Origin of the sequence: Salinibacterium sp. ZJ450 (genome assembly GCF_011751885.2) — a bacterium.
Taxonomy (GTDB): Bacteria; Actinomycetota; Actinomycetes; order Actinomycetales; family Microbacteriaceae; genus Ruicaihuangia.
Window position 1 is genome coordinate 825,015 of the sequence record NZ_CP061771.1, and the last position, 20,655, is coordinate 845,669.

At 69.1% G+C, this 20,655-nt stretch carries 18 protein-coding genes; 16 read left to right on the forward strand and 2 right to left on the reverse strand.

Annotation, left to right across the window (positions count from 1 at the left end):
- Window positions 1-60 precede the first annotated feature (60 nt).
- Window positions 61-1,242, reverse strand: coding sequence for an acetyl-CoA C-acetyltransferase (locus HCT51_RS03960; protein WP_166870554.1), 1,182 nt, complete (start codon window positions 1,240-1,242; stop codon window positions 61-63).
- Window positions 1,243-1,395: 153 nt separating this feature from the next.
- On the opposite strand from HCT51_RS03960, the gene HCT51_RS03965 reads away from it, so the two are divergent.
- The 12 genes from HCT51_RS03965 (at window position 1,396) to HCT51_RS04020 (ending at window position 12,671) form a co-directional block, all read left to right on the forward strand.
- Entirely contained in the window at window positions 1,396-2,598 is a 1,203-nt protein-coding gene (locus tag HCT51_RS03965; protein ID WP_166870556.1) for a substrate-binding domain-containing protein, read from the forward strand.
- 12 nt (window positions 2,599-2,610) lie between these two features.
- Window positions 2,611-3,366, forward strand: a complete 756-nt coding sequence (locus tag HCT51_RS03970) for an ABC transporter ATP-binding protein (RefSeq protein ID WP_166870558.1) — start codon at window positions 2,611-2,613, stop codon at window positions 3,364-3,366.
- On the forward strand, window positions 3,363-4,103 hold the full coding sequence (locus HCT51_RS03975; RefSeq protein WP_166870560.1) for an ABC transporter ATP-binding protein: 741 nt from the start codon (window positions 3,363-3,365) through the stop codon (window positions 4,101-4,103). Before HCT51_RS03970 ends, HCT51_RS03975 begins: the two co-directional genes overlap by 4 nt.
- Window positions 4,100-4,975: a branched-chain amino acid ABC transporter permease gene (locus tag HCT51_RS03980; protein ID WP_166870562.1), complete on the forward strand. Its 876-nt coding sequence runs from the start codon at window positions 4,100-4,102 to the stop codon at window positions 4,973-4,975. Before HCT51_RS03975 ends, HCT51_RS03980 begins: the two co-directional genes overlap by 4 nt.
- Window positions 4,972-6,066, forward strand: a complete 1,095-nt coding sequence (locus tag HCT51_RS03985) for a branched-chain amino acid ABC transporter permease (protein WP_224760653.1) — start codon at window positions 4,972-4,974, stop codon at window positions 6,064-6,066. Before HCT51_RS03980 ends, HCT51_RS03985 begins: the two co-directional genes overlap by 4 nt.
- The gene (locus tag HCT51_RS03990) at window positions 6,063-7,667 is read left to right on the forward strand and encodes an AMP-binding protein (RefSeq protein WP_166870564.1); all 1,605 of its coding nucleotides are present in this window, start codon (window positions 6,063-6,065) and stop codon (window positions 7,665-7,667) included. Before HCT51_RS03985 ends, HCT51_RS03990 begins: the two co-directional genes overlap by 4 nt.
- A complete protein-coding gene (locus HCT51_RS03995) occupies window positions 7,664-8,374 on the forward strand; it encodes a TetR/AcrR family transcriptional regulator (protein ID WP_166870566.1) in 711 nt (236 codons plus the stop codon). Before HCT51_RS03990 ends, HCT51_RS03995 begins: the two co-directional genes overlap by 4 nt.
- Complete coding sequence (locus HCT51_RS04000; protein ID WP_166870568.1) at window positions 8,371-9,120, forward strand: 3-hydroxybutyrate dehydrogenase; 750 nt, start codon at window positions 8,371-8,373, stop codon at window positions 9,118-9,120. Before HCT51_RS03995 ends, HCT51_RS04000 begins: the two co-directional genes overlap by 4 nt.
- Window positions 9,117-10,034, forward strand: coding sequence for an alpha/beta hydrolase (locus HCT51_RS04005; RefSeq protein ID WP_224760654.1), 918 nt, complete (start codon window positions 9,117-9,119; stop codon window positions 10,032-10,034). The genes HCT51_RS04000 and HCT51_RS04005 overlap by 4 nt, the downstream gene beginning before the upstream one ends.
- Window positions 10,031-10,828: a CoA transferase subunit A gene (locus HCT51_RS04010; RefSeq protein WP_166870572.1), complete on the forward strand. Its 798-nt coding sequence runs from the start codon at window positions 10,031-10,033 to the stop codon at window positions 10,826-10,828. The genes HCT51_RS04005 and HCT51_RS04010 overlap by 4 nt, the downstream gene beginning before the upstream one ends.
- Before the next feature lie 2 nt (window positions 10,829-10,830).
- On the forward strand, window positions 10,831-11,484 hold the full coding sequence (locus HCT51_RS04015; protein ID WP_191413757.1) for a CoA transferase subunit B: 654 nt from the start codon (window positions 10,831-10,833) through the stop codon (window positions 11,482-11,484).
- Between the two features lie 113 nt (window positions 11,485-11,597).
- Window positions 11,598-12,671, forward strand: coding sequence for an alpha/beta fold hydrolase (locus HCT51_RS04020; RefSeq protein WP_166870574.1), 1,074 nt, complete (start codon window positions 11,598-11,600; stop codon window positions 12,669-12,671).
- 368 nt (window positions 12,672-13,039) lie between these two features.
- On the opposite strand, the gene HCT51_RS04025 is transcribed toward HCT51_RS04020, so the two are convergent.
- Window positions 13,040-14,518 carry an HNH endonuclease signature motif containing protein gene (locus HCT51_RS04025; RefSeq protein ID WP_166870576.1) on the reverse strand — a complete coding sequence of 493 codons (1,479 nt, stop codon included), beginning with the start codon at window positions 14,516-14,518 and terminating at the stop codon, window positions 13,040-13,042.
- A gap of 201 nt (window positions 14,519-14,719) precedes the next feature.
- On the opposite strand from HCT51_RS04025, the gene ispG reads away from it, so the two are divergent.
- The 4 genes from ispG (at window position 14,720) to HCT51_RS04045 (ending at window position 20,651) form a co-directional block, all read left to right on the forward strand.
- Complete coding sequence (ispG, locus tag HCT51_RS04030) at window positions 14,720-15,877, forward strand: flavodoxin-dependent (E)-4-hydroxy-3-methylbut-2-enyl-diphosphate synthase (RefSeq protein WP_191413759.1); 1,158 nt, start codon at window positions 14,720-14,722, stop codon at window positions 15,875-15,877.
- Between the two features lie 96 nt (window positions 15,878-15,973).
- Window positions 15,974-17,002, forward strand: a complete 1,029-nt coding sequence (locus HCT51_RS04035; RefSeq protein ID WP_166871328.1) for a 3-oxoacyl-ACP synthase III — start codon at window positions 15,974-15,976, stop codon at window positions 17,000-17,002.
- Complete coding sequence (locus HCT51_RS04040; protein WP_224760655.1) at window positions 16,999-19,686, forward strand: alpha/beta fold hydrolase; 2,688 nt, start codon at window positions 16,999-17,001, stop codon at window positions 19,684-19,686. The genes HCT51_RS04035 and HCT51_RS04040 overlap by 4 nt, the downstream gene beginning before the upstream one ends.
- Complete coding sequence (locus HCT51_RS04045) at window positions 19,683-20,651, forward strand: NAD-dependent epimerase/dehydratase family protein (RefSeq protein WP_166870578.1); 969 nt, start codon at window positions 19,683-19,685, stop codon at window positions 20,649-20,651. The genes HCT51_RS04040 and HCT51_RS04045 overlap by 4 nt, the downstream gene beginning before the upstream one ends.
- Window positions 20,652-20,655 lie beyond the last annotated feature (4 nt).

A 20,655-nucleotide genomic window follows, 5' to 3' on the forward strand; every position in this document is an offset into this window, starting at 1 on the left:
CCGCGGATGCCGCACGTCAGCTGCGGATGCGCACTCAGCGGGCCGCCCGCCCGCGCCGGGTTAGCGCGACAGGAGGAGCGCGTCGCCCTGGCCTCCGCCGCCGCAGAGCGAGACCGCGGCCTTGCCCGATCCGCGCCTGGCCAGTTCGTGGGCTGCGTGCGTCACGAGCCGGGCGCCGGATGCCCCGATCGGATGACCCATCGCGATCGCCCCGCCGTGGATGTTCACGATCTCGTTCGAGATGCCCAGGTCACGGCTCGACTGCAGCGCCACCGCGGCGAACGCCTCGTTGATCTCGACCAGGTCGAGGTCGCCGACGCTCCACCCCGCCTTGGCCAGCGCGGCGTTGATGGCTCGCGAGGGCTGCGAGTGCAGCGAGTTGTCTGGGCCGGCGGTCTGGGCGGCGCTGCCGATCACGGCGAGCCACTCGAGTCCGTGCGCCTCAGCGAAGTCGCGGCTGGCGATGACGAGCGCGGATGCCCCGTCGCTCAGCGGCGACGAGTTGCCCGCGGTGATCGTGCCCTGCGCGGCGAAGGCGGGTCGCAGCTTGCTCAGCGTGTCGACTGTGCTGTCGGCGCGTACGCCCTCGTCGGCGCTGACGATGGTGACCTCGCCGCGGCGACCGACGATCTCGACCGGAATGATCTCCTCGTCGAACAGGCCGTCGCTGTGCGCGGCGGCGGCTCGCTGGTGCGAGGCGGCGGCGATCTCGTCCTGTTCGGCCCGGGTAAGTCCGAGCTTGCCCACGTGCGCCTCAGTCGACGCGCCCATCGACAGTCCGTCGTAGGCGTCGGTGAGGCCGTCGTATGCGGCGTGGTCGATGGCCGACACCGTGCCGTATGCCCAACCCATCCGCGACCCCTGCAGCAGGTGCGGTGCGTTGGTCATCGACTCCATGCCTCCGGCCACGACCACGTCGGCCTCGCCGGCGCGGATGACGCGCGCCGCGTCAATCACGGCGCTGAGGCCGGACAGGCAGACCCGGTTGGTGGTGGTCGACGGCACGTCCCAGCCGAGGCCGGCCTTGACGGCGGCCTGTCGCGACGGGTTCTGGCCACTGCCGGCCTGCAGTACCTGGCCCATGATCACCGCCTGCACGTCGTCGGGCGACACACCGGCGCGTTCCACCGCCGCGCGGATGACGATCGCGCCGAGTTCGACGGCGCTGAGCGGCGCGAGTTGCCCGCGTACTTTGCCCAGCGGCGTGCGAACAGCTGAGAGAATGACAACATCCGTGGACATGCTTGGCTCCTTCGCCAGTGTTGCGGCCAGTGTTGCGGCCGTCACATTGACAGTACAACGCCCGCGTGACTATCGTTACTGAAACCTGAATCGAGTGTCAGGTTAGCACCAGACTTTCTCATCTCCTCCTACGACAGCAGGAAAGGCAATCACATGCGGGCTACAAAGAAGTACCTGATCCCGGCGCTTATCGCGTCGGTCGGTCTGGCACTGGCCGGATGCGCTCCGACCGCGACCACCAACGAACCGGCGGCCGAGGGCGAAGAACTCGCCCCGGTCGCGGTGTCGCTGATCACCTCACAGACCGGACCGCTCGCCACCTACGGCGAGGCGTACATCGCCGGCTTCGAGGCGGGCATCGACTACGCCACCGACGGCACCAAGGAAGCCGGCGGCCGCGCGATCGACATCACCATCTCCGACGACGCCGGCGACGCCGACACCGCCGTCAACCTGGCCCGCGACGCCATCGGCCAGGGCACCAAGATCCTCGCCGGCACCGCGTCTTCCGGCATCGCGCTCGCGCTCGCCGAGCAGGCCGAGCAGAACAAGGTGCTCTACATCTCCGGGCCGGCCGCGGCTGACGGCATCACCGGTGTGAATGGCTACACCTTCCGCTCCGGCCGACAGACCTACCAGGATGTCGCAACCGCCGGTACCTTCATCGGCGACCCGGCAGGCAAGAGCGTGCTGGTGCTCGCTCAGAACAACGCCTTCGGCAACGGCAACTTCACCGGCGTGCAGGCGGTACTCGGCGGCAAGGGCGCCGAGGTCACCAGCGTGCTGGTTCCGGAAGACGCCACAGAGTTCACCCCGTTCGCGCAGCAGATCGTGCAGGCAGCCCCCGACCTGGTCTTCGTGGCCTGGGCCGGCGCCACCTCCGGCGCCATGTGGCAGTCGCTCGACCAGCAGGGCGTGTTCGACGCCACCACGGTCGTGACCGGCCTCGGTGACGTCGCCACCTACGGCGCGTACGCCGCCGCAGGCGAGAAGATCAGCTTCCTCAACCACTACCACGGCGGGGCTGCCGACAACGAGGTTGAGGCCGCGATGATCAAGCACCTGGAGGCGAACGGCCACAAGGCCGACCTGTTCTCACCGGACGGCTTCAACGCCGCGCTGATGATCGTGCAGGCGATCGAGGAGGGCGGCGGAGACGACGTCGACGCCATGATCGACTCGCTCGAAGGCTGGGAGTTCGAAGGCCCCAAGGGCACCGTGACGATCCGCGCCGAAGACCACGCGATGCTGCAGAACATGTACCAGGCGAAGCTGACGAAGGATGGCGAGACCTGGGTTCCGGAGCTGATCGACACGATCGACGCCGACACCGTCACCCCGCCGCTCGCCAAGTAAGGCCGACAACTGATGACAGACCAGCCCGTGCTCGCCGTCGAGCACCTCGGCCTGCAGATTGGGGGCGCACGCATCATCGATGACGTGTCGCTCCAGGTCGGCAAGGGCGAGATGCTCGGAGTGATCGGCCCCAATGGGGCAGGCAAGACAACGTTGTTCAACCTGATCTCAGGAGTAATGACCCCCACAGAGGGAACAGTGCTGCTGGAGGGCAACGACGTCACCGCCGACCCGATCGACAAACGAGCACGGGCTGGTCTCGGCCGCACCTTCCAGACATCCAGCATCTTCCCGGCGCTCAGCGCGCTGGAGAACGTGCGCCTGGCCGCCCAGGTAGCCCTCGGCCAATCGATCAGCCTGCTGCGCTTCCCGCGCGGCACCGACGACGCCACCCGCATCGCGCGGGAGCGTCTCGACGAGGTCGGCCTGATGAAGCACCTCACCACTTCAGCCGGCGTGCTCTCGCACGGCGACAAGCGCAAGCTCGAGATCGCCATGCTGCTGGCCGGGGACCCCCGCGTCATCCTGCTCGATGAGCCGATGGCGGGAGTGGGATCTGCGGATGTCCCGGGCCTCAGTGCCGTCATCGACCAGGTGCACAAATCGGGCCGCACCGTGCTGATGGTGGAACACCACATGGACGTTCTGCTGGGCCTGGTTGACCGCGTCGCGGTGATGCACCACGGCCAGCTGCTCGCCGTCGACACACCCTCGGCCATCATGGCCAACCCGGTCGTGCAGACCGCCTACCTCGGAGAAACCGTATGACCGCCCCCATCCTGCGAGTCGCCGGGCTGAATGCCCGGATCGCCGGACAGCAAGTCGTCGAGGACGTCAGCTTCGAGGTGCCGCCGACCGGCGTGACCGCGCTGCTCGGCCGCAATGGCGTCGGCAAGACCAGCACCATCAAGGCCATCCTGGGACTGATCGAACGGCGCGGCAGCGTGGAATTCAGCGGCAGCCGCATCGACGGCCTACACACGCACAGAGTCGTGCAGCTCGGCATCGGCTACGTGCCGGAAGACCGAGAGGTGTTCTCCAAGCTGACCGTGGCCGAGAACATGCGTCTCGCCGAACGCGGCGGAGCGCCGAATCGCGCCCTGGTCGACGACCTGTTCCCCGACCTCGTCCCGCGGGCCGGCCAGGCGGCCGGCACCCTGTCCGGTGGGCAACAGCAGATGCTGTCGCTCGCCCGCACCCTGCAGAACGAGAACAAGCTGCTGCTGGTCGACGAACCGACCAAGGGCCTCGCGCCGCGGATCGTGCTTGAGGTCGGGCAGGCACTGGAAACTGCCGCGGCATCCGTACCGATCCTGCTGGTCGAACAGAACCTGCAGGTGGTGCGCCAGCTCGCCGAGACCGTGGTCGTGATCGAGGGGGGACGAGTGGTGCACACCGGCAACGCGCGCGAACTGCTCGACGACGACGAACTCACCACCCGGCTGCTTGGCGTGCACGGCGCAGCGAAAGACGACGACCGACTCTCCGAGGGGGCCGGGCGATGAGCACGGTAGTACTGCTGTTGATCACCGGCCTCGGGCTCGGTGCTCTCTACTTCCTGGTGGCCAGTGGGCTCTCTTTGATCTATGGGCTGATGGGTGTGCTGAACTTCGCCCACGGCTCCTTCCTCACCCTCGGCGCGTTCGCCGGCTGGGAAGTCGCCAGGCGGATGGAGGGCGACAGCTGGGTCACCTTCGCGGTGTCGATCATGGTCGGCGCGGCGGTCGGCGCGCTGGTCGCCGCCGCCACCGAGCTGCTGCTGATCCGGCCGTTGTACCAGCGCCACATCGAACAGGTGCTGGTAACCGTCGGACTGGGCCTTGCCACGGTCGCCCTGTTCGAGGGCGTCTGGGGCGTCGACCAGATCTTCGTCAACGGACCGGCCTGGCTCGGCGAGATCACCGTCGTCCTCGGCGCCCGTATCCCGAACGAGTACTTCGCGCTGATCGCCGGCGCGGTAGTGGTGCTGCTCGCCATCGTGCTGTTCCTCAAGTTCACCCGGTACGGCCTGGTGATCCGGGCCGGCGTCGAGAACCGGTCGATGGTCACCGCGCTCGGCATCGATGTGCGCCGCGCGTTCACCCTGGTCTTCGCGATCGGCGGTGCCGCGGCAGGCATCGGCGGCGTGCTCGCCTCGCACTATGTCGGCTCCGTGTCACCGCACCTCGGGGTGTCGCTGCTGATCTTCGCGTTCATCGTCACCGTGATCGGCGGCCTCGGCTCGCTGCCCGGAGCGGCGATCGCGTCGGTGCTGGTAGCAGTACTGCAACAGTTCGCCAACTTCTACCTCGACGGCTCCGGCGACCTGGTGGTTGTGCTGCTGCTTGCCGCGGTGCTGCTCGTTCGGCCGGCAGGCCTCCTCGGAGCGAAGGCATGACCATGACAGATACCCACACCTCCTCGCGCCGGAAACTGCTGCCCTGGATCGTCGGGATCGGCCTGGTCGTGCTGTTCGCGATCCTGCCGCTGCTGAACATCTCGATCCCCGGTGTGCTGCCGGGCGCAACGTACACGCCGGGAACACTGCAACTGCTCGCGCTCGCCCTGCTGTTCTCGTCGCTGGCCCTCAGCTATCACGTGATCTTCGGCGTCGCCGGCATGCTCTCGTTCGGACATGCGCTGTACTTCGCCATCGGCGCGTACGGGCTCGGCATCGTGCTGCGCTTCACCGACCTGCCGCTGCTGGCGGGCATGGCGATCGTGCTCGTGGCCACCCTCGTGATCGCCGGGCTGCTCGGCTCGCTCAGCCTGAGGGTCTCCGGCATCGCGTTCGCCATGGTGACCCTCGCGTTCGCGCAGGCCGGCTCGGTGCTGGTGCGCCGCAACCCCGGGGTCACGGGCGGCGAGGAAGGCCTGGCGCTCGCCACCGACAACGTGCCCGACTTCCTGGTCGGGGTGGTGAACACCCGCAACATGTACTGGCTGGCGCTCGCCATCGTGGTGATCGTGTTCCTGATCGTCACCTGGTACGAGCACTCGCGCGCCGGCCACGTCGCCGTGGCCGTGCGGGAAAACGAACTGCGGGTGCGGGTGCTCGGCATGAAGCCGTTTTCGGTGAAACTGATCGCCGTGGTGCTCGCGTCCACTCTGGCCGCTGTCGTCGGCATGTTGTACCTGCTGCTGCAGAGCGGCGCGAACCCGACGAACGTCTCCAGCGACTTCACCCTGACGCTCCTGGTCATCGTGGTGCTCGGCGGGGTCGGCTCCCGGTGGGGTGCCGTGGTCGGGGGCATCGTTTACACCCTGCTCGACCAGAGGCTCACCGCGCTCGCGTCATCCGATGCCATCGCCGACCTGCCCGCGTTCCTGCGCATCCCGCTGTCTGAGCCGCTGTTCATCCTCGGCACGCTGTTTATTCTGGTTGTGCTCTTCCTTCCCGGCGGTCTGGCCAGCATTCCCGGCCGATTCCGCCGGACGAACCGACCAACGAAGGTCGGGCTGGAGAGCAGAGAAGAGGCGGCACTGTGAGTCTTCCGACGGGCACGGCCGGGCTGCACACCCTCGGCAGCTGGACCGCGGATCGCGCGATCGTCACCCCGCACCGCACCGCCATCGATGACCGTGGAGTCGTGCTCAGCTACCGCGAGCTCGATGCCCGCGCCTCGCGTCTCGCCGCCGCGTTGCTAACCGCCGGATATGGGGTGGGCGACCGCATCGCCACGGTCACCGGCAACAGCTCCGACCACGTGGTGCTGTTCTTCGCCTGCGCGAAGGCGGGCCTGGTGCTGGTGCCGCTGTCCTGGCGGCTGTCGCCTCGCGAATTGGCGCTGCAGCTCGAGCAGGCTGATCCGGCGCTGCTGCTGATCGAAGAGGAATTCCTCTCCCTCGCCACCGCCGCCAGGGAACGACTCCCGCGAGTGCTGCCGGTGTCAAGCCTCGGTGAACACGGCGTGGAGCGCCGTGTGCCCGCGCCGGGTCGCCGGCTCGAGGAACCCCTGGTGCGCCGGGCGGTGCAGGATGACGACGCCCTGCTGATGATCTTCACCTCGGGCACGGTGGACCGCCCGAAGGCCGCCATCCTTACTCACGCCAACTGCTTCTGGACGAACCTGTCGCTCTCCCGCACGGTGGAGATGACCGGGACCGACATCGTGCTCGCCGTGCTGCCGCACTACCACGTGGGCGGATGGAACATCCAGCCGCTGCTGGCCTGGTGGACCGGCGCCACTGTGGTGCTCGAGCGCACCTTCGAGCCCGGCCGGGTGCTGCAGTTAATCCAGGAACGCCGCATCAGCACCATGATGGGCGTTCCCGCGAACTACCTGTTCCTCGCTGAACATCCGGCATTCGCCGGCGCCGACCTATCCAGCCTGAAGCACGCCATCGTCGGCGGGGCATCCATGCCGCAGCCGCTGCTGCGCACCTGGCACGGCAGGGGAGTGGCCCTCACCCAGGGTTACGGACTCACCGAGGCATCCCCCAACGTGCTCTGCCTGCCAGACGAAGACGCCCGCACCAAGGTCGGCCTCGCCGGCAAGCCGTACCCGCACGTGCAGGTCGCGGTCGCCGACCCGGTAACCGGCGAGTTCCTCGACGGTGCAGCCAGCGGCGAACTGCTGGTGCGCGGTCCGAGCGTCTTCGCGGGCTACTTCCGCGACACCGCGGCCACCGAGGCGGCACTGCAGGGCGGGTGGCTGCACACCGGCGACCTGGTGACCCGCGACGGCGACGGCTACTTCCAGGTGATCGACCGCATCAAGGACATCTTCATCTCGGGCGGGGAGAGCGTCGCGCCCGCCGAGGTGGAAGGCGTGCTGTTCGCGCATCCAGCGGTGGCGGATGTCGCGGTCGTGGGGGTACCCGATGACCGCTGGGGCGAGGCCGGGGCCGCGTTCGTCGTGGCGCGACCCGGATTCCCGACCGACGAGCAGGAGCTCATCGACTGGTTCGACGGCAAGCTGGCCCGTTTCAAGACCCCCAAGCACATCCGTTTCGTCGCGGAGATTCCGCGCACCTCAAGCTCGAAGGCGCAGCGCCGGGTACTGCTCGAACGCTGGATGGCTGAAACCGCGCCTTCTGAAACAGCACCACCAGAAACAGCACCAACTGAAACCCGAGGTATCCGATGATCGCCGCAGCCCCCCGCACCGCCCGCGGCACCGCCACCCGAGCCCGCATCATCGCGGCAGCCGAGACCGTGTTCGCCGACGTGGGATACACCGAGGCATCCATCGTGCGCATCACCGAGCAGGCCGGCGTCGGGCAGGGCACCTTCTACCTGTACTTCGACAGCAAGCTGCAGGTGTTCGAGGAACTGGTCGAAGACCTGAACCGGCGGGTGCGGCACAGCATGAGCGAGGCTGCAGCCGGCGCGACATCCCGAATCGAAGCGGAACGACTCGGCTTCCACGGCTTCTTCGAATTCACCGCCGCACACCCCGCGCTCTACCGCATTGTGCGGGAGGCCGAGTTCGTGTCACCGCGCGCGCTGCGGCTGCACTACACCCGCATCGTCGAGGGGTACATCGAGGGGCTCAGTCGGGCGAAGGATGCCGGCGAGATCACCGCGGATCCCACCGTCGCTGCCTGGCTGCTGATGGGCATCGGTGAAATGGTCGGCATGCGCTGGGTGCTCTGGGGCGACCGTGCCGCGGCGGATGACGACAGTGCGTCGCTGGCCGGGGAAACCTCAGTGCTTCCGCCCGACGTGTTCGACGAGATGATGCGCTTCATCCAGCGCGGCCTGGGTTCGCCCACCGCGAGTACCAACCCCATCACCAACGCGAGTACCAATGCGGGTACCAACGCCAGCACCAACCAGGAGGACTCCCTGTGACCACCACCCTCACCGGACGCAAGGCCCTTGTCACCGGCGGCGCAAGCGGCATCGGCGCCGCCACCGCGCGCGCCTTCGCCGCAGCGGGCGCGCACGTTGTCGTCGCCGACCTCAACGGCGACGCAGCCACCGAAATCGCCACGGAGATCGGGGGAGAGGCCTGGCAGGTCGATCTCAGTGACACCGCGGCGCTCGCCGACCTCAGCCTGGACGTCGACATCCTGGTCAACAACGCCGGAATCCAGCACGTCAGCCCACTGGAGGAGTTCGACCCGGCGAAGTTCCACCTGATCCTCACCCTGATGCTCGAATCGCCGTTCCTGCTGATCCGCGCCGCGCTGCCGCACATGTACGCGGGCAAGTTCGGCCGAGTGATCAACCTCAGTTCGGTGCATGGGATGCGCGCGAGCGCGTTCAAGTCGGCGTACGTTGCCGCCAAGCACGGTCTCGAAGGTCTCTCCAAGGTGACCGGCCTCGAGGGAGGCCCGCACGGGGTCACCAGCAACTGCATCAACCCCGCATACGTGCGCACCCCGCTGGTCGAGAAGCAGATCGCCGATCAGGCGCGGCTGCACGGCATCCCGGAATCCGAGGTGGTGGAGAAGGTGATGCTCACCGAGAGCGCGATCAAGCGCCTGGTCGAACCGGACGAGGTCGCCGACCTGGCGCTCTGGCTGGCCGGCGACACGGCCGGCATGGTCACCGGCGCGTCGTACACGATGGACGGCGGATGGAGCGCACGATGACGAACTACCGAAGCCGCACCATCCCGGTACAGGGCGGCGAACTGCAGGTCGGCGTCTGGGGTGATGACGACGCCCCCACCGTGCTCGCCATCCACGGCATCACCGCGTCACACCGCGCCTGGTCGCTGCTCGCCGAACACGCGCCGCAGCTGCGGATCATCGCACCCGACCTGCGCGGCCGAGGCCGCAGCAACGCGTTGCCTGGCCCGTGGGGAATGCCCACCCACGCGGATGACGCCGCCGCCGTACTCGACGCGTTCGGCGTCGAGCGGTGCACCGTGCTCGGACACTCGATGGGCGGATTCGTCTCGGCGAACCTGGCCATGCGACATCCGTCCCGCGTCGGCGAACTGCTGCTCGTCGACGGCGGGCTGCCGATCCCGGTGCCTGCCGGCGTCAGCGACGATGACCTGCTCACCGCGCTGATCGGCCCGGCCGCCGAACGGCTTGCGATGCGTTTCGCCAGCGTCGAGGAGTACCGCGACTTCTGGCGGGTGCACCCGGCGTTCGCCGCCGACTGGAACCCGACCATGGAGCAGTATGTCGACTACGACCTGCAGGGCGATGCGCCAGAGCTGCGGCCGTCGGCGCTGATCGATGCCGTGGCGCAGGACTCCCGACAGCTGAGCGGCGACGAGCGGTACGCCGAGGCTCTGGCCGAGCTGTCGATTCCGACCCAGTTCGTGCGGGCGCCGCGCGGCCTGCTCGGGCAGATCCCGGCGCTGTACTCACGCGAACTCGTCATCGAATGGGAGGCGCGGATGCCGCAGCTGACCACCCACGAGGCGGTGGACGTCAATCACTATACGATCGTGATGGCCGAGCACGGCGTACGCCAGGTTCTGCCCATCGTCAGCGGCGCCGTCGCTCGCGTGAGCGCGGGCAGTGGCCAGACAACGGAGGTTTCCGCATGACCATCAACAAAGAAGTTGGTTCCGCAGCCGAGGCCGTGGCCGACATCCCAGCCGGGGCGTCGATCGCGGTGGGTGGGTTCGGCCTGTCGGGCAACCCGATGGCGCTGATCACCGCGCTGCTCGACCGCGGGGTCGGTGACCTCAGCATCGTCAGTAACAACTGCGGCGTCGACGACTGGGGGCTCGGCCTGCTGCTCGCCGAGAAGCGCATCCGCAAGATGACCTCGTCCTACGTCGGCGAGAACAAGGAATTCGAACGGCAGTTCCTTTCCGGTGAACTCGAGGTGGAACTCACCCCGCAGGGCACCCTGGCCGAGAAGCTGCGCGCCGGCGGATCCGGCATCGCGGCGTTCTTCACCCAGACCGGCGTCGGCACCCAGGTCGCCGAGGGCGGACTGCCGCGGCGTTACGACGGCGCCGGCGGCGTCTCGGTGGCCTCCCCGCAGAAGGAGGTGCGCGAGTTCGACACCGCGCGCGGCTCACGCGAGTTCGTGCTGGAGGACGCCATCACCACCGACTTCGCCCTGATCCACGCGCTGCGCGGCGACCGTCACGGAAACCTGGTCTTCAACAAGGCGGCCCGCAACTTTTCGCCACTGGCGGCGATGGCCGGCCGGATTTGCATTGCCCAGGTCGAGGAACTGGTCGAACCTGGTGAGATCGACCCGGACCAGGTGCACCTGCCCGGCGTCTATGTGAGCCGCATCGTCGAGGTCGGCCCGAACATCGAGAAGCGCATCGAGAAGCGCACCGTGTCGGTCGCCGACCACACCACCACCGTCGAGGGAGCGTAATCATGACACTGTCCCGCACCGAAATGGCGGCTCGTGCCGCGCAGGAATTGAGCGACGGCTCCTACGTCAACCTCGGCATCGGCCTGCCGACGCTGGTCCCGAACTATGTGCCGGACGGCGTGACCGTGGTGCTGCAGTCGGAGAACGGCATCCTGGGCGTCGGCCCATACCCGTCGGATGACGCAGTCGACCCCGACCTGATCAACGCCGGCAAGGAGACCGTCACGGTGCTGCCCGGCGCGGCGTTCTTCGACTCCGCCACCAGCTTCGGCATGATCCGCGGCGGCAAGATCGACGCCGCGATCCTTGGCGCCATGCAGGTGTCCGCCGCCGGCGATCTGGCGAACTGGATGATCCCCGGCAAGATGGTGAAGGGCCCGGGCGGCGCCATGGACCTGGTGCACGGCGCGGAACGCGTGATTGTGCTGATGGAGCACGTGGCGAGAGACGGCAGCGCGAAGATCGTGAACGAGTGCTCGCTGCCGCTCACCGGCCGGGGCGTCGTCGACCGCATCATCACCGACCTGGCCGTGATCGATGTCACCGAGCAGGGACTGGTGCTGCGCGAGCTGGCGCCCGGTGTCGACGTGCAGACGGTGATCGACGCCACCGAGCCGCCGCTGATCAACGCGAAAGAGTTCGCCGCGGCATCCTGACCCAGTTGTTTCAACCGCGAACGTCCCTGAGTTAGCCGAAAATGCTGGTCAGAGGGCGCGCGCACTAGCATTTTCGGCTAACTCACGGTTCTTCAATGACGAAGGAGAGTTCCATGGTTGCAACCCTGTTCGATGGCATCACCCAGCGGTCGGTTACCACCGATCGGCTCACCGCGAACGTGCTCGAGAGGCCCGGGCAAGGCGACGCCGAGACCGTGGTGTTCATCCACGGAAACGTGTCGTCGTCGCTGTTCTGGCAGCCGACGCTGCTGGCGTTACCCGACGACATCCGCGGCATCGCGATCGACCTGCGCGGCTTCGGTGACAGCCAGACGTTGCCGGTCGACGCGACGCGGGGATTGCGCGACTACTCGGATGACGTGGCCTCCGTGTTGGAGGAGCTCGGCATCGATCGGGCGCACTTCGTGGGCTGGAGCATGGGCGCCGGAGTCACGTTCCAGTACCTGCTCGACCATGGCCCTTCGGTGCAGACGCTGACCGTGATCGCACCGGTGTCGCCGTACGGGTTCGGCGGAACGGTGGGCGAGAACGGCCGACCGCTCACCACGGATGGCGCGGGTACCGGTGGAGGGGGAACGAACCCCGACTTCGTGGCCAGGCTTGAGGCGCGTGACACCTCGGATGAGGGCCCCACCTCGCCGCGGGTCGTGTACCGCACCACCTACGTGAAGCATCCGGAGAACCTGCCATACGAGGACATCTGGGTGGAGTCGATGCTGTCGACGAAGACCGGTCCGGGCAACTACCCGGGCGACTCGGTGCCGTCGGAGAGCTGGCCGGGCTTCGCGGCGGGAGGGCGCGGCATCCTGAACACGATGTCGCCGGTGCACTTCAATGTGACCGGGATTGTCGACCTTGAGTCGAAGCCGCCGATCCTGTGGGTGCGCGGGGTGGATGACGCCATCGTTGGGGACAACTCGTTCTACGACCTGAACGTGCTGGGAAAGATCGGTGCCATCCCGGGTTGGCCGGGTGACGAGGTGGCGCCGTCGCAGCCGATGATCCTGCAGACCCGTGCGGTGCTTGAGCAGTACCAGGCGCATGGCGGCGAATACCGCGAACTGGCGCTCGACGATTGCGGCCACTCGCCGCACCTGGAGTACCCCGAGGTGTTCGACGAGGCGCTGCACGCGCACATCGGCGTGCGAGAGCGCGTCGCGGAGTAGCCGGCCTTCGGCAGCCGAGCGACCTTCCAGAGCGGCGAGGACTGTAGGGCGCGCGCGGGTAGCAAGGACCGTCAGCGGGACAAGGATGGCCAGGACTGCCTGGACCGCGAGGGCGGCAACGACGTCGAGGATGGCCAGAACGACGACGCTGGCTAGGACGTCGAGCATGGCCACACGAGGACGGCAAGAAGTCGGCCCAGACGGCGACGAGGGTGAGGACAGCAGGCGAGACGCGGACGGCCAGAACAACAAGGCGGCGTGGATGCCTGGTGCCGGTCGCGCGGTCGGCCGGCTGGACGGGGCCAGCGCGGTCGTCCGGCTTGTCGGTCCGGGGCTCATGCCGGTGGGCTGGTTGGCCGGTCGGGTGCTCATGCCGGGCGTTGTTGTAGGTCGGCGAGTGCTTGGCTGCGGGAGGGCATGGGTCGGGGTTTTTGTTGCGGGTCGACCGAGGCGGGTGGGATTAGCCAGTACTGTCCGTGGGCGCGGGTGATGCTCCAGCCGTGGTCGTGGAGCAGCAGGTGGTGATGTCGGCAGAGCAGGATGCCGTTCTCGACGTCGGTCAGCCCGTGGTCGCGGTCCCATTCGTCGATGTGGTGGGCTTCGCACCAGGAGGCGGGGCGGTCGCAGTCCGGCCACATGCAGCCGCCGTCTCGGGCGGCGAGGACCAGTCGTTGTTTCGGGTTGAACAGGCGTTGTTCGCGGCCGAGGCGGAGCGATTGGCCGTCGTCGCCGAAGCTGATCGGCACCACTCCGGCCTCGCACATGGCCCGGGTGATGGTCTGCATCGACACCGGGACCTTCTGTCCCTCGATCCAGCCGCGGCCGTCGGTTTTTTGCAGTTCGGTTTCGGCGACCAGCAGGCGGACGGCGGGTTTGCGGCTGCCGCAGATCTGTCCGGGGTCGGCGTCGATGCCCAGCTGCAGCAGGGCGAGGAAGCCGTCGAAGGCGAGCTGTTCCGGGGAGCGCGGGTCGGCCTCGATGGCCTCGGCCCGGGCCAGGTCGGCCGGGGTCACGAACCGGGGGCCGCCGCGTTTGGGGGAGGTGAGGGCGTCGATGGTCTGATCGATCAGCTCGGCGTTTTCCGGGTCGGCGGTGATCACGTAGCGGGTCATCCCGTCCGGTTGCCGGTAGCGGCGGATGCTGCGCGCCTGGTGCAGGGCCCGTTCCCGGTCCAGGATGCCGGCCGCGTCGAGTTCGTCGCGGAGCTCGCGGGCCCGCCGGTAGAGCCGGTCGGCGGACAGCTCCGGTGCCTCGGCGAGTAACCGCAGCACCGCCCCGGCCAGATCGGCCGCCGTCACCCCGCCCGCAGCAGCGCCAGGAGCAGCGCCGGGGTCGGTGCCGGCGGCAGCGGCGGGCTGCTCGGCCGGCAGGTCGCCCAGGCCGTTGCGGATCGCCTCGGCCTTCGCCACCGACAGCTCGTCGCGGGCCACCGCCCGGCCGACCTCGTCCAGCCAGGGCCGGGACTGCTTGAACGACCGCTCCGTGGTGGGGTCGCCGGCATCGGTCTCGGCCGCGTTCACCATGATCGCGCCGACGCTGACCAGGGTTCTGGCCTCGGCCTCGGTCACCCCGGTGGTGGCGGCCACGAACTTCTCCGCGGTGCGGTGCCCGGTGCGCTGCGCCAGCCCGTCGTGGCCGAGCTCCGGTGCCGAGCGGCGGGCGATCTCGCCGACCACCGCGGCACTGCGGACCTGCACCGAGCGGGTCAGCTCGGCATAGCCGGCCTGCCAGTCCAGCAACCGGTCATCGGACAGCGCGCCCAGGACGGCCTGCTCCACCGACAGCACCGCGACCGCCGCGAGGGCGGCGGTCAGCGCCTCGAGGTCGGGGAGCGTGGTCTGGGCCATGCACCCATTTTCGCAGGATTCGAAGGTATGTTCTACTGAATTTGATAAGACGTGAAAGTTCTTCTTGTGGAGGAGAGGACGCAGAAGAGAAGACACAGTGGATCGTGCTCGACCGGTGCGCGAAGGAGGCTCGAGCCGCGGGTGGCGCCCCGCAGAACCCCGAACAGCGGCGCTGACGGAGGGCGCGCGTAAGCTAGGCGCGTGCCAGCAGTCAATCTCGGTATGCCGAAGATCCCCGAAGTCCTCGCCCCGCGCCGCAAGACGCGGCAGATCAAGGTGGGCAAGGTGCTCGTCGGCGGCGACGCCCCGGTGAGCGTGCAGTCGATGACCACGACACCCACCCCGAACATCAACGCCACTCTGCAGCAGATCGCCGAGCTCACGGCATCCGGATGCGACATCGTGCGCGTCGCCGTGCCCAGCCGTGACGACGCCGAAGCGCTGCCGATCATCGCTAAGAAGAGCCAGATCCCGGTGATCGCCGACATCCACTTCCAGCCGAACTACGTGTACGCGGCGATCGACGCCGGCTGCGCCGCCGTGCGGGTCAACCCGGGCAACATCCGCAAATTCGACGACCAGGTCGGCGAGATCGCGAAGCGCGCCAAAGAGGCAGGCGTCAGCATCCGGATCGGCGTGAACGCCGGATCGCTCGACCCTCGCCTGCTGCAGAAGTACGGCAAGGCCACCCCCGAGGCGCTCGTCGAGAGCGCCGTCTGGGAGGCGAGCCTGTTCGAGGAGCACGACTTCCACGACTTCAAGATCTCGGTCAAGCACAATGACCCGATCATCATGGTGAAGGCCTACCGGCTCCTCGCCGAACGCGGCGACTGGCCGCTGCACCTCGGCGTCACCGAGGCCGGCCCCGCCTTCCAGGGCACGATCAAGAGCGCCACCGCGTTCGGCATCCTGCTCTCCGAGGGCATCGGCGACACCATCCGCGTCTCACTGAGTGCCCCGCCGGTCGAAGAGGTGAAGGTGGGCCTGCAGATCCTGCAGTCGCTCAACCTGCGCGAGCGCAAGCTCGAGATCGTCTCCTGCCCGAGCTGCGGCCGCGCCCAGGTGGACGTGTACACGCTCGCCGACGAGGTCACCGCGGGCCTCGAGGGCATGAGCGTCCCGCTGCGCGTTGCCGTGATGGGCTGCGTCGTGAACGGCCCGGGCGAGGCTCGCGAAGCCGACCTCGGGGTCGCCAGCGGCAACGGCAAGGGCCAGATCTTCGTCAAGGGCGAGGTCATTAAGACCGTGCCGGAGTCCGAGATCGTCGCCACCCTGATCGAAGAGGCCAACCGCCTCGCCGCCGAGATGCCGGCCAGCGACACCTCCACCGGCAGCCCCGTCGTCTCAGTCGGTTCCTAATCACCCGAGTTCCATTCATCAAACAATCAGCCAACTCCCAGCGGACTGCGACGTAGGCTGATTTCATCTCCCAGCCGAACGGCCGGGGCGAAAAGGATTCAGGTGAACGGCAACGCGAACTTACGACACCGCAACACCTCCCTCCTTGCGATAGCGGCAACGATGGCACCGGTCGTTGTGACGTCCGACGAAATCGACCGCAAACTCAGCGCGTCGCTCAAGCGACTTCACCTGCCCAAGCGGCTGCTGCAGCGCGTGGCCGGCGTGCATGAGCGCCGCCAGTGGGACTCCAGCATGAGCTTCGATGAGGCGGCTGCGCATGCTGCGCGCAAGGCGATCGCGGACGCCAAGATCGACCCGTCCGAGGTGGGACTGCTGATCAACACCTCCGTGACCCGCCAGCACCTGGAACCCTCGGTTGCGGTCGGCATTCACCACAGCCTCGGACTGCCGTCATCCGCGATGAACTTCGACATCACCAACGCCTGCCTCGGCTTCGTGAACGGGATGAGCCTCGCCGCGCAGCTGATCGAAGGCGGACAGATCAAGTACGCGGTGATCGTCGACGGTGAAGACGCCGACGAGCTGCACGTCAACACGCTGGAACGACTCTCCGGCGACGAGCTGACCAAGGACGAGTTCATCGAGGAATTCGCCAGCCTCACGCTCGGCTCCGGCGCCGCGGCGGCCGTGATGGGACCCGCCGACCTGCACCCCGAAGGCCACCGCATCCTCGGCGGCGTCACCCGCGCCGCCACCGAGCACCACAACCTCTGCGTCGGCGACGTGAAGGGCATGTTCACCGACGCCAAACGCCTGCTGGCGAACGGCATGGACCTGGTGCTGGCCGCCTGGGAAGAAGCCAAGACCGAGTGGGACTGGTCGAAGATGGACCGCTACATCACCCACCAGGTGTCATCGGTGCACACCAACGGCATCATCAAGGCCGCAGGGCTCGACCCGAAACGGGTGCCGATCACCTACCCGACCTGGGGCAACGTCGGACCCGCGTCGCTGCCGATGACGCTCGCCGCCGAGGCGAAGCACCTGCGCCGCGGCGACCGTGTGCTCTGCATGGGCGTCGGCTCCGGCCTGAACACGGCAATGACGGAGATCGTCTGGTGACTGCCGGGCAGCTGTCCCCGCTCGGCCTTCCCGGGCTCGACCCCCGTTTCTCCCGTTTTGTCACGGTTCCGGATGGCGCGGAGCTCGAGCACCCCGCGGCCGCCGAGCACCGCTGGCACCTGCTCGACAACGCCGAGCCGCTCGCCGCACTCGGCGCCACCCCGGTCGGCACCATCCTCGCCGTGCACGGCAACCCCACCTGGTCCTACCTGTGGCGAAGCCTCGTCTCCGCCGCGACCGCGCAGGCGGAGGCGGGCGGCCCCGCCTGGCGGGTCATCGCCGTCGACCAGCTCGAGATGGGCTACTCGGAACGCACCGGCCGTACGCTTACCCTGTCGGACCGCATCGGCGATCTCGGCGCCCTCACCGACGCCCTCGGCCTCGACGGCCCGGTCGTCACGATGGGACACGACTGGGGCGGGGTGATCTCGCTGGGCTGGGCCACGCGGCATCCGCAGCTCCTCGCCGGCGTAATGGCGCTGAACACCGCGGTGCACCAGCCGACCGATGCCCCGATCCCGGCCCCACTGCGACTCGCGCTGAAGCGGTCCCTGCTCGCCGGCAGCACCGTGCAGACGCCCGCCTTCCTGAACGTCACCCTGTCGCTGGCGCAGCCCGCGCTCTCACCCGAGGTGCGGGCCGCATACGCCGCCCCGTACGCCACCGCCGAGCGCCGCCGCGGCATCGGCGCCTTCGTCGCCGACATCCCCGTCGACGAGCGGCACCGGAGCTTCCCCGAGCTGGAACGTGTGGCCACCGGAGTCAGCCGGCTGCAGGTGCCCGCGCTGCTGCTCTGGGGCCCGAAAGACCCCGTGTTCAGCGACCGTTACCTCGCCGACCTGGTGAACCGGATGCCGCACGCCGACGTGCACCGCTTCGAGGGCGCCGGGCACCTGATCGCCGAAGACATCGACTTCGCGCCGGTGGTGCTGCAATGGCTGTCGGAGCGGGTGCTCACGAACACCCCCGAGACGGCGTCCGCGGCAGGTCATGACGCGACACCGGATGTCGGCGACGCACAGGCACCGGCTCCCGCACCGCTCTGGTCCTACCTCGACCGGCTTCGCGACAGCAACGACACCGCGCTCGTGGAGATGGCGCCGAGCACCGGCGGCGGCCCGCGCACGGTCAGCTGGCGGCTGCTGTCCCGCCGGGTGCGGGAGATCGCGGCCGGCCTGGTTGCCCACGGGGTGCGCCCCGGCGACCGGGTCTCGGTACTCGTTCCCGCCGGCGCCGACCTGACCGCGGTGCTGTACGCGTGCCTCCGCATCGGCGCAATCGTGGTCGTCGCCGACGCCGGACTCGGCGTGAACGGCCTCAGCCGCGCGGTGCGGGGGGCCTGGCCCGACCACGTGATCGGAATCCAGCGCGCCCTTCTCGCCGCGAAAGCGCTCGGCTGGCCCGGCCAGAAGTTCTCCGCCACGCGCCTGGCGGCTCCCGCGGCCCGCGCCCTCGGCGTGACGGCGAGCCTGTCGCAACTGGCCGCGGCCGGTCGTGCCGCGGGCGGCGAGCTCCCGCCGGAGCCGCAGCCGGATGACCTCGCCGCGATCCTCTTCACCTCCGGCTCCACCGGGCCAGCGAAGGGCGTCGCGTACACGCACCGCCAGCTGGGCGCGCTCAGCGAAACCCTGTCCGCCCAGTTCGGACTGACCGTCGGCAGCGGACTGGTCGCGGGCTTCGCCCCGTTCGCGCTGCTCGGGCCGGCCCTCGGCGCAACATCCGTCAGTCCCGATATGGACGTCACCTCGCCCGGCACGCTCACCGCCGGCGCGGTTGCCGACGCCACCCGCGCGGCCGATGCGGACGTCATCTTCGCCTCGCCCGCCGCCCTGATGAACGTCGTCGCCACCGCGGACAGCCTCACCGATTGGCAACGCGTCACCCTCGCCGGCGTGCACACGCTGCTCTCGGCGGGCGCACCGCTGTCGCTGCCGCTACTCGAGCAGGTCTCCGCTCTGCTGCCGTCGGCGACCGTGCACACCCCATACGGCATGACCGAGGGGCTGCTGCTCACCGACATCACGCTCGAGGGCATCCTCGAATCCGACAGTGAGAGCACCGACGCCGGCGGAGTCTGCGTCGGCGCCGCCGCCGGATCCGCCACCATCCGGATCAGCCCACTCGACGAGACCGGCGCCGCGTCCGGGCCGCTCACCGATGCGGCCAACGTGACCGGTGAGATCGTGGTGTCGGCACCGCACATCAAGGACCACTACGACCGGCTCTGGATCACCCAGCGGGACAGTGACCGCGACAGCACCCCCGACCGGCGCTGGCACAGGACCGGGGATGTCGGTCACCTCGACGCCAGCGGACGACTCTGGGTGGAAGGCCGCCTGCCGCACGTGATCGTCACCGACACCGGCGTGATCACCCCGGTGGGCCCGGAACAGCGCGTCGAACGGCTGCCCGGTCTCGGGCGGGCCGCCGCCGTCGGGGTGGGCCCCTCCGGAACCCAGCAGGTAGTGATCGTCGCCGAGTCGCGCCCGCCCGCCCGTCGCCCGCACCTCGCCTCCGCGCGGCTCACCGCCGACGTGCGCCGCGCCGCCGGGGTCGCCGTCGCGGCGGTTCTGATCGTGCCGCTGCTGCCAACCGACATCCGGCACAACTCCAAGGTCAACCGCAGCGCCCTGGCGCGCTGGGCGACCGGCGTGCTGGCCGGCGGACGGATGCGGCGACCGTGAGAGTGCTCGTCACCGGCGCCAGCGGGGCACTGGGCCGGGATGTCGCGGCCGGCCTGCTCGCGGCGGGCCACCAGGTGCGCACCCTGCAGCGGCGGCCATCGCGGGTCGCCGGCGCCGAAGACCTGCTCGGCAGCGTCACCGACGAGCTGGTCGTCGCCACCGCGACCGCCGGCATGGACGCCGTGGTGCACCTCGCCGCGAAGGTGTCGGTGACCGGCCCGCTGGCCGAGTTCGAGGCCGTGAACGTGGGCGGCACGATCGGCTTGCTCGCCGCCGCCCGCCGCGCCGGCGTGCACCGCTTCGTGCAGGTGTCATCGCCGTCGGTCGCGCACGGCGGTCACGCCATCATGGGCGACCCGGCGCTGCCCGCCGACCCGAAGCACGCCCGTGGCAACTACGCGCGCACCAAGGGGCAGGCCGAGTTGATCGCGTTGGCGACGGATGCCGCGGACTTCCGGGTCGTCGCGGTGCGACCGCACCTGATTTGGGGGCCGGGCGACACCCAGCTGATCGGCCGGATCGTGGATCGCGCCCGCCGTGGCCGGCTGCCGCTGCTCGACTCCGGCGCGGCCCTGATCGACACCACATACCGCGACAACGCGACATCCGCCATCATCGCCGCGTTCGAGCACGCCGACACCGCGCACGGTCGCGCCTGGGTGGTGACCAACGGGGAACCGCGCACCATTGCGGAGCTGTTCGACGGCATCTGCCGCGCCGCCGGCGTCCGGCCGCCGCGCTGGCGGGTGCCCGGCCGGCTGGCCAGGGTCGCCGGCGCCGCGGTTGAGGCGGTGTGGGCGGTGCGCCCCGGCGTGGATGAGCCGCCGATGACCCGCTTCCTCGCGGAGCAGCTGTCCACCGCGCACTGGTTCGACCAGCGCGCCACCCGGGAGGCCCTGCACTGGGCGCCCACGGTCAGCCTCGACGAGGGTCTCGCCCGGCTCGCCGCCTCCTACCGCGGATAGGCAG

What these genes read in the sequence shown, in the direction of transcription:
- HCT51_RS03960 (WP_166870554.1), bottom strand. Translation starts at nt 1,242, where the DNA reads ATGTCCACGGATGTTGTCATTCTCTCAGCTGTTCGCACGCCGCTGGGC.
- HCT51_RS03965 (WP_166870556.1), top strand. Translation starts at nt 1,396, where the DNA reads ATGCGGGCTACAAAGAAGTACCTGATCCCGGCGCTTATCGCGTCGGTC.
- HCT51_RS03970 (WP_166870558.1), top strand. Translation starts at nt 2,611, where the DNA reads ATGACAGACCAGCCCGTGCTCGCCGTCGAGCACCTCGGCCTGCAGATT.
- HCT51_RS03975 (WP_166870560.1), top strand. Translation starts at nt 3,363, where the DNA reads ATGACCGCCCCCATCCTGCGAGTCGCCGGGCTGAATGCCCGGATCGCC.
- HCT51_RS03980 (WP_166870562.1), top strand. Translation starts at nt 4,100, where the DNA reads ATGAGCACGGTAGTACTGCTGTTGATCACCGGCCTCGGGCTCGGTGCT.
- HCT51_RS03985 (WP_224760653.1), top strand. Translation starts at nt 4,972, where the DNA reads ATGACCATGACAGATACCCACACCTCCTCGCGCCGGAAACTGCTGCCC.
- HCT51_RS03995 (WP_166870566.1), top strand. Translation starts at nt 7,664, where the DNA reads ATGATCGCCGCAGCCCCCCGCACCGCCCGCGGCACCGCCACCCGAGCC.
- HCT51_RS04005 (WP_224760654.1), top strand. Translation starts at nt 9,117, where the DNA reads ATGACGAACTACCGAAGCCGCACCATCCCGGTACAGGGCGGCGAACTG.
- HCT51_RS04010 (WP_166870572.1), top strand. Translation starts at nt 10,031, where the DNA reads ATGACCATCAACAAAGAAGTTGGTTCCGCAGCCGAGGCCGTGGCCGAC.
- HCT51_RS04015 (WP_191413757.1), top strand. Translation starts at nt 10,831, where the DNA reads ATGACACTGTCCCGCACCGAAATGGCGGCTCGTGCCGCGCAGGAATTG.
- HCT51_RS04020 (WP_166870574.1), top strand. Translation starts at nt 11,598, where the DNA reads ATGGTTGCAACCCTGTTCGATGGCATCACCCAGCGGTCGGTTACCACC.
- HCT51_RS04025 (WP_166870576.1), bottom strand. Translation starts at nt 14,518, where the DNA reads ATGGCCCAGACCACGCTCCCCGACCTCGAGGCGCTGACCGCCGCCCTC.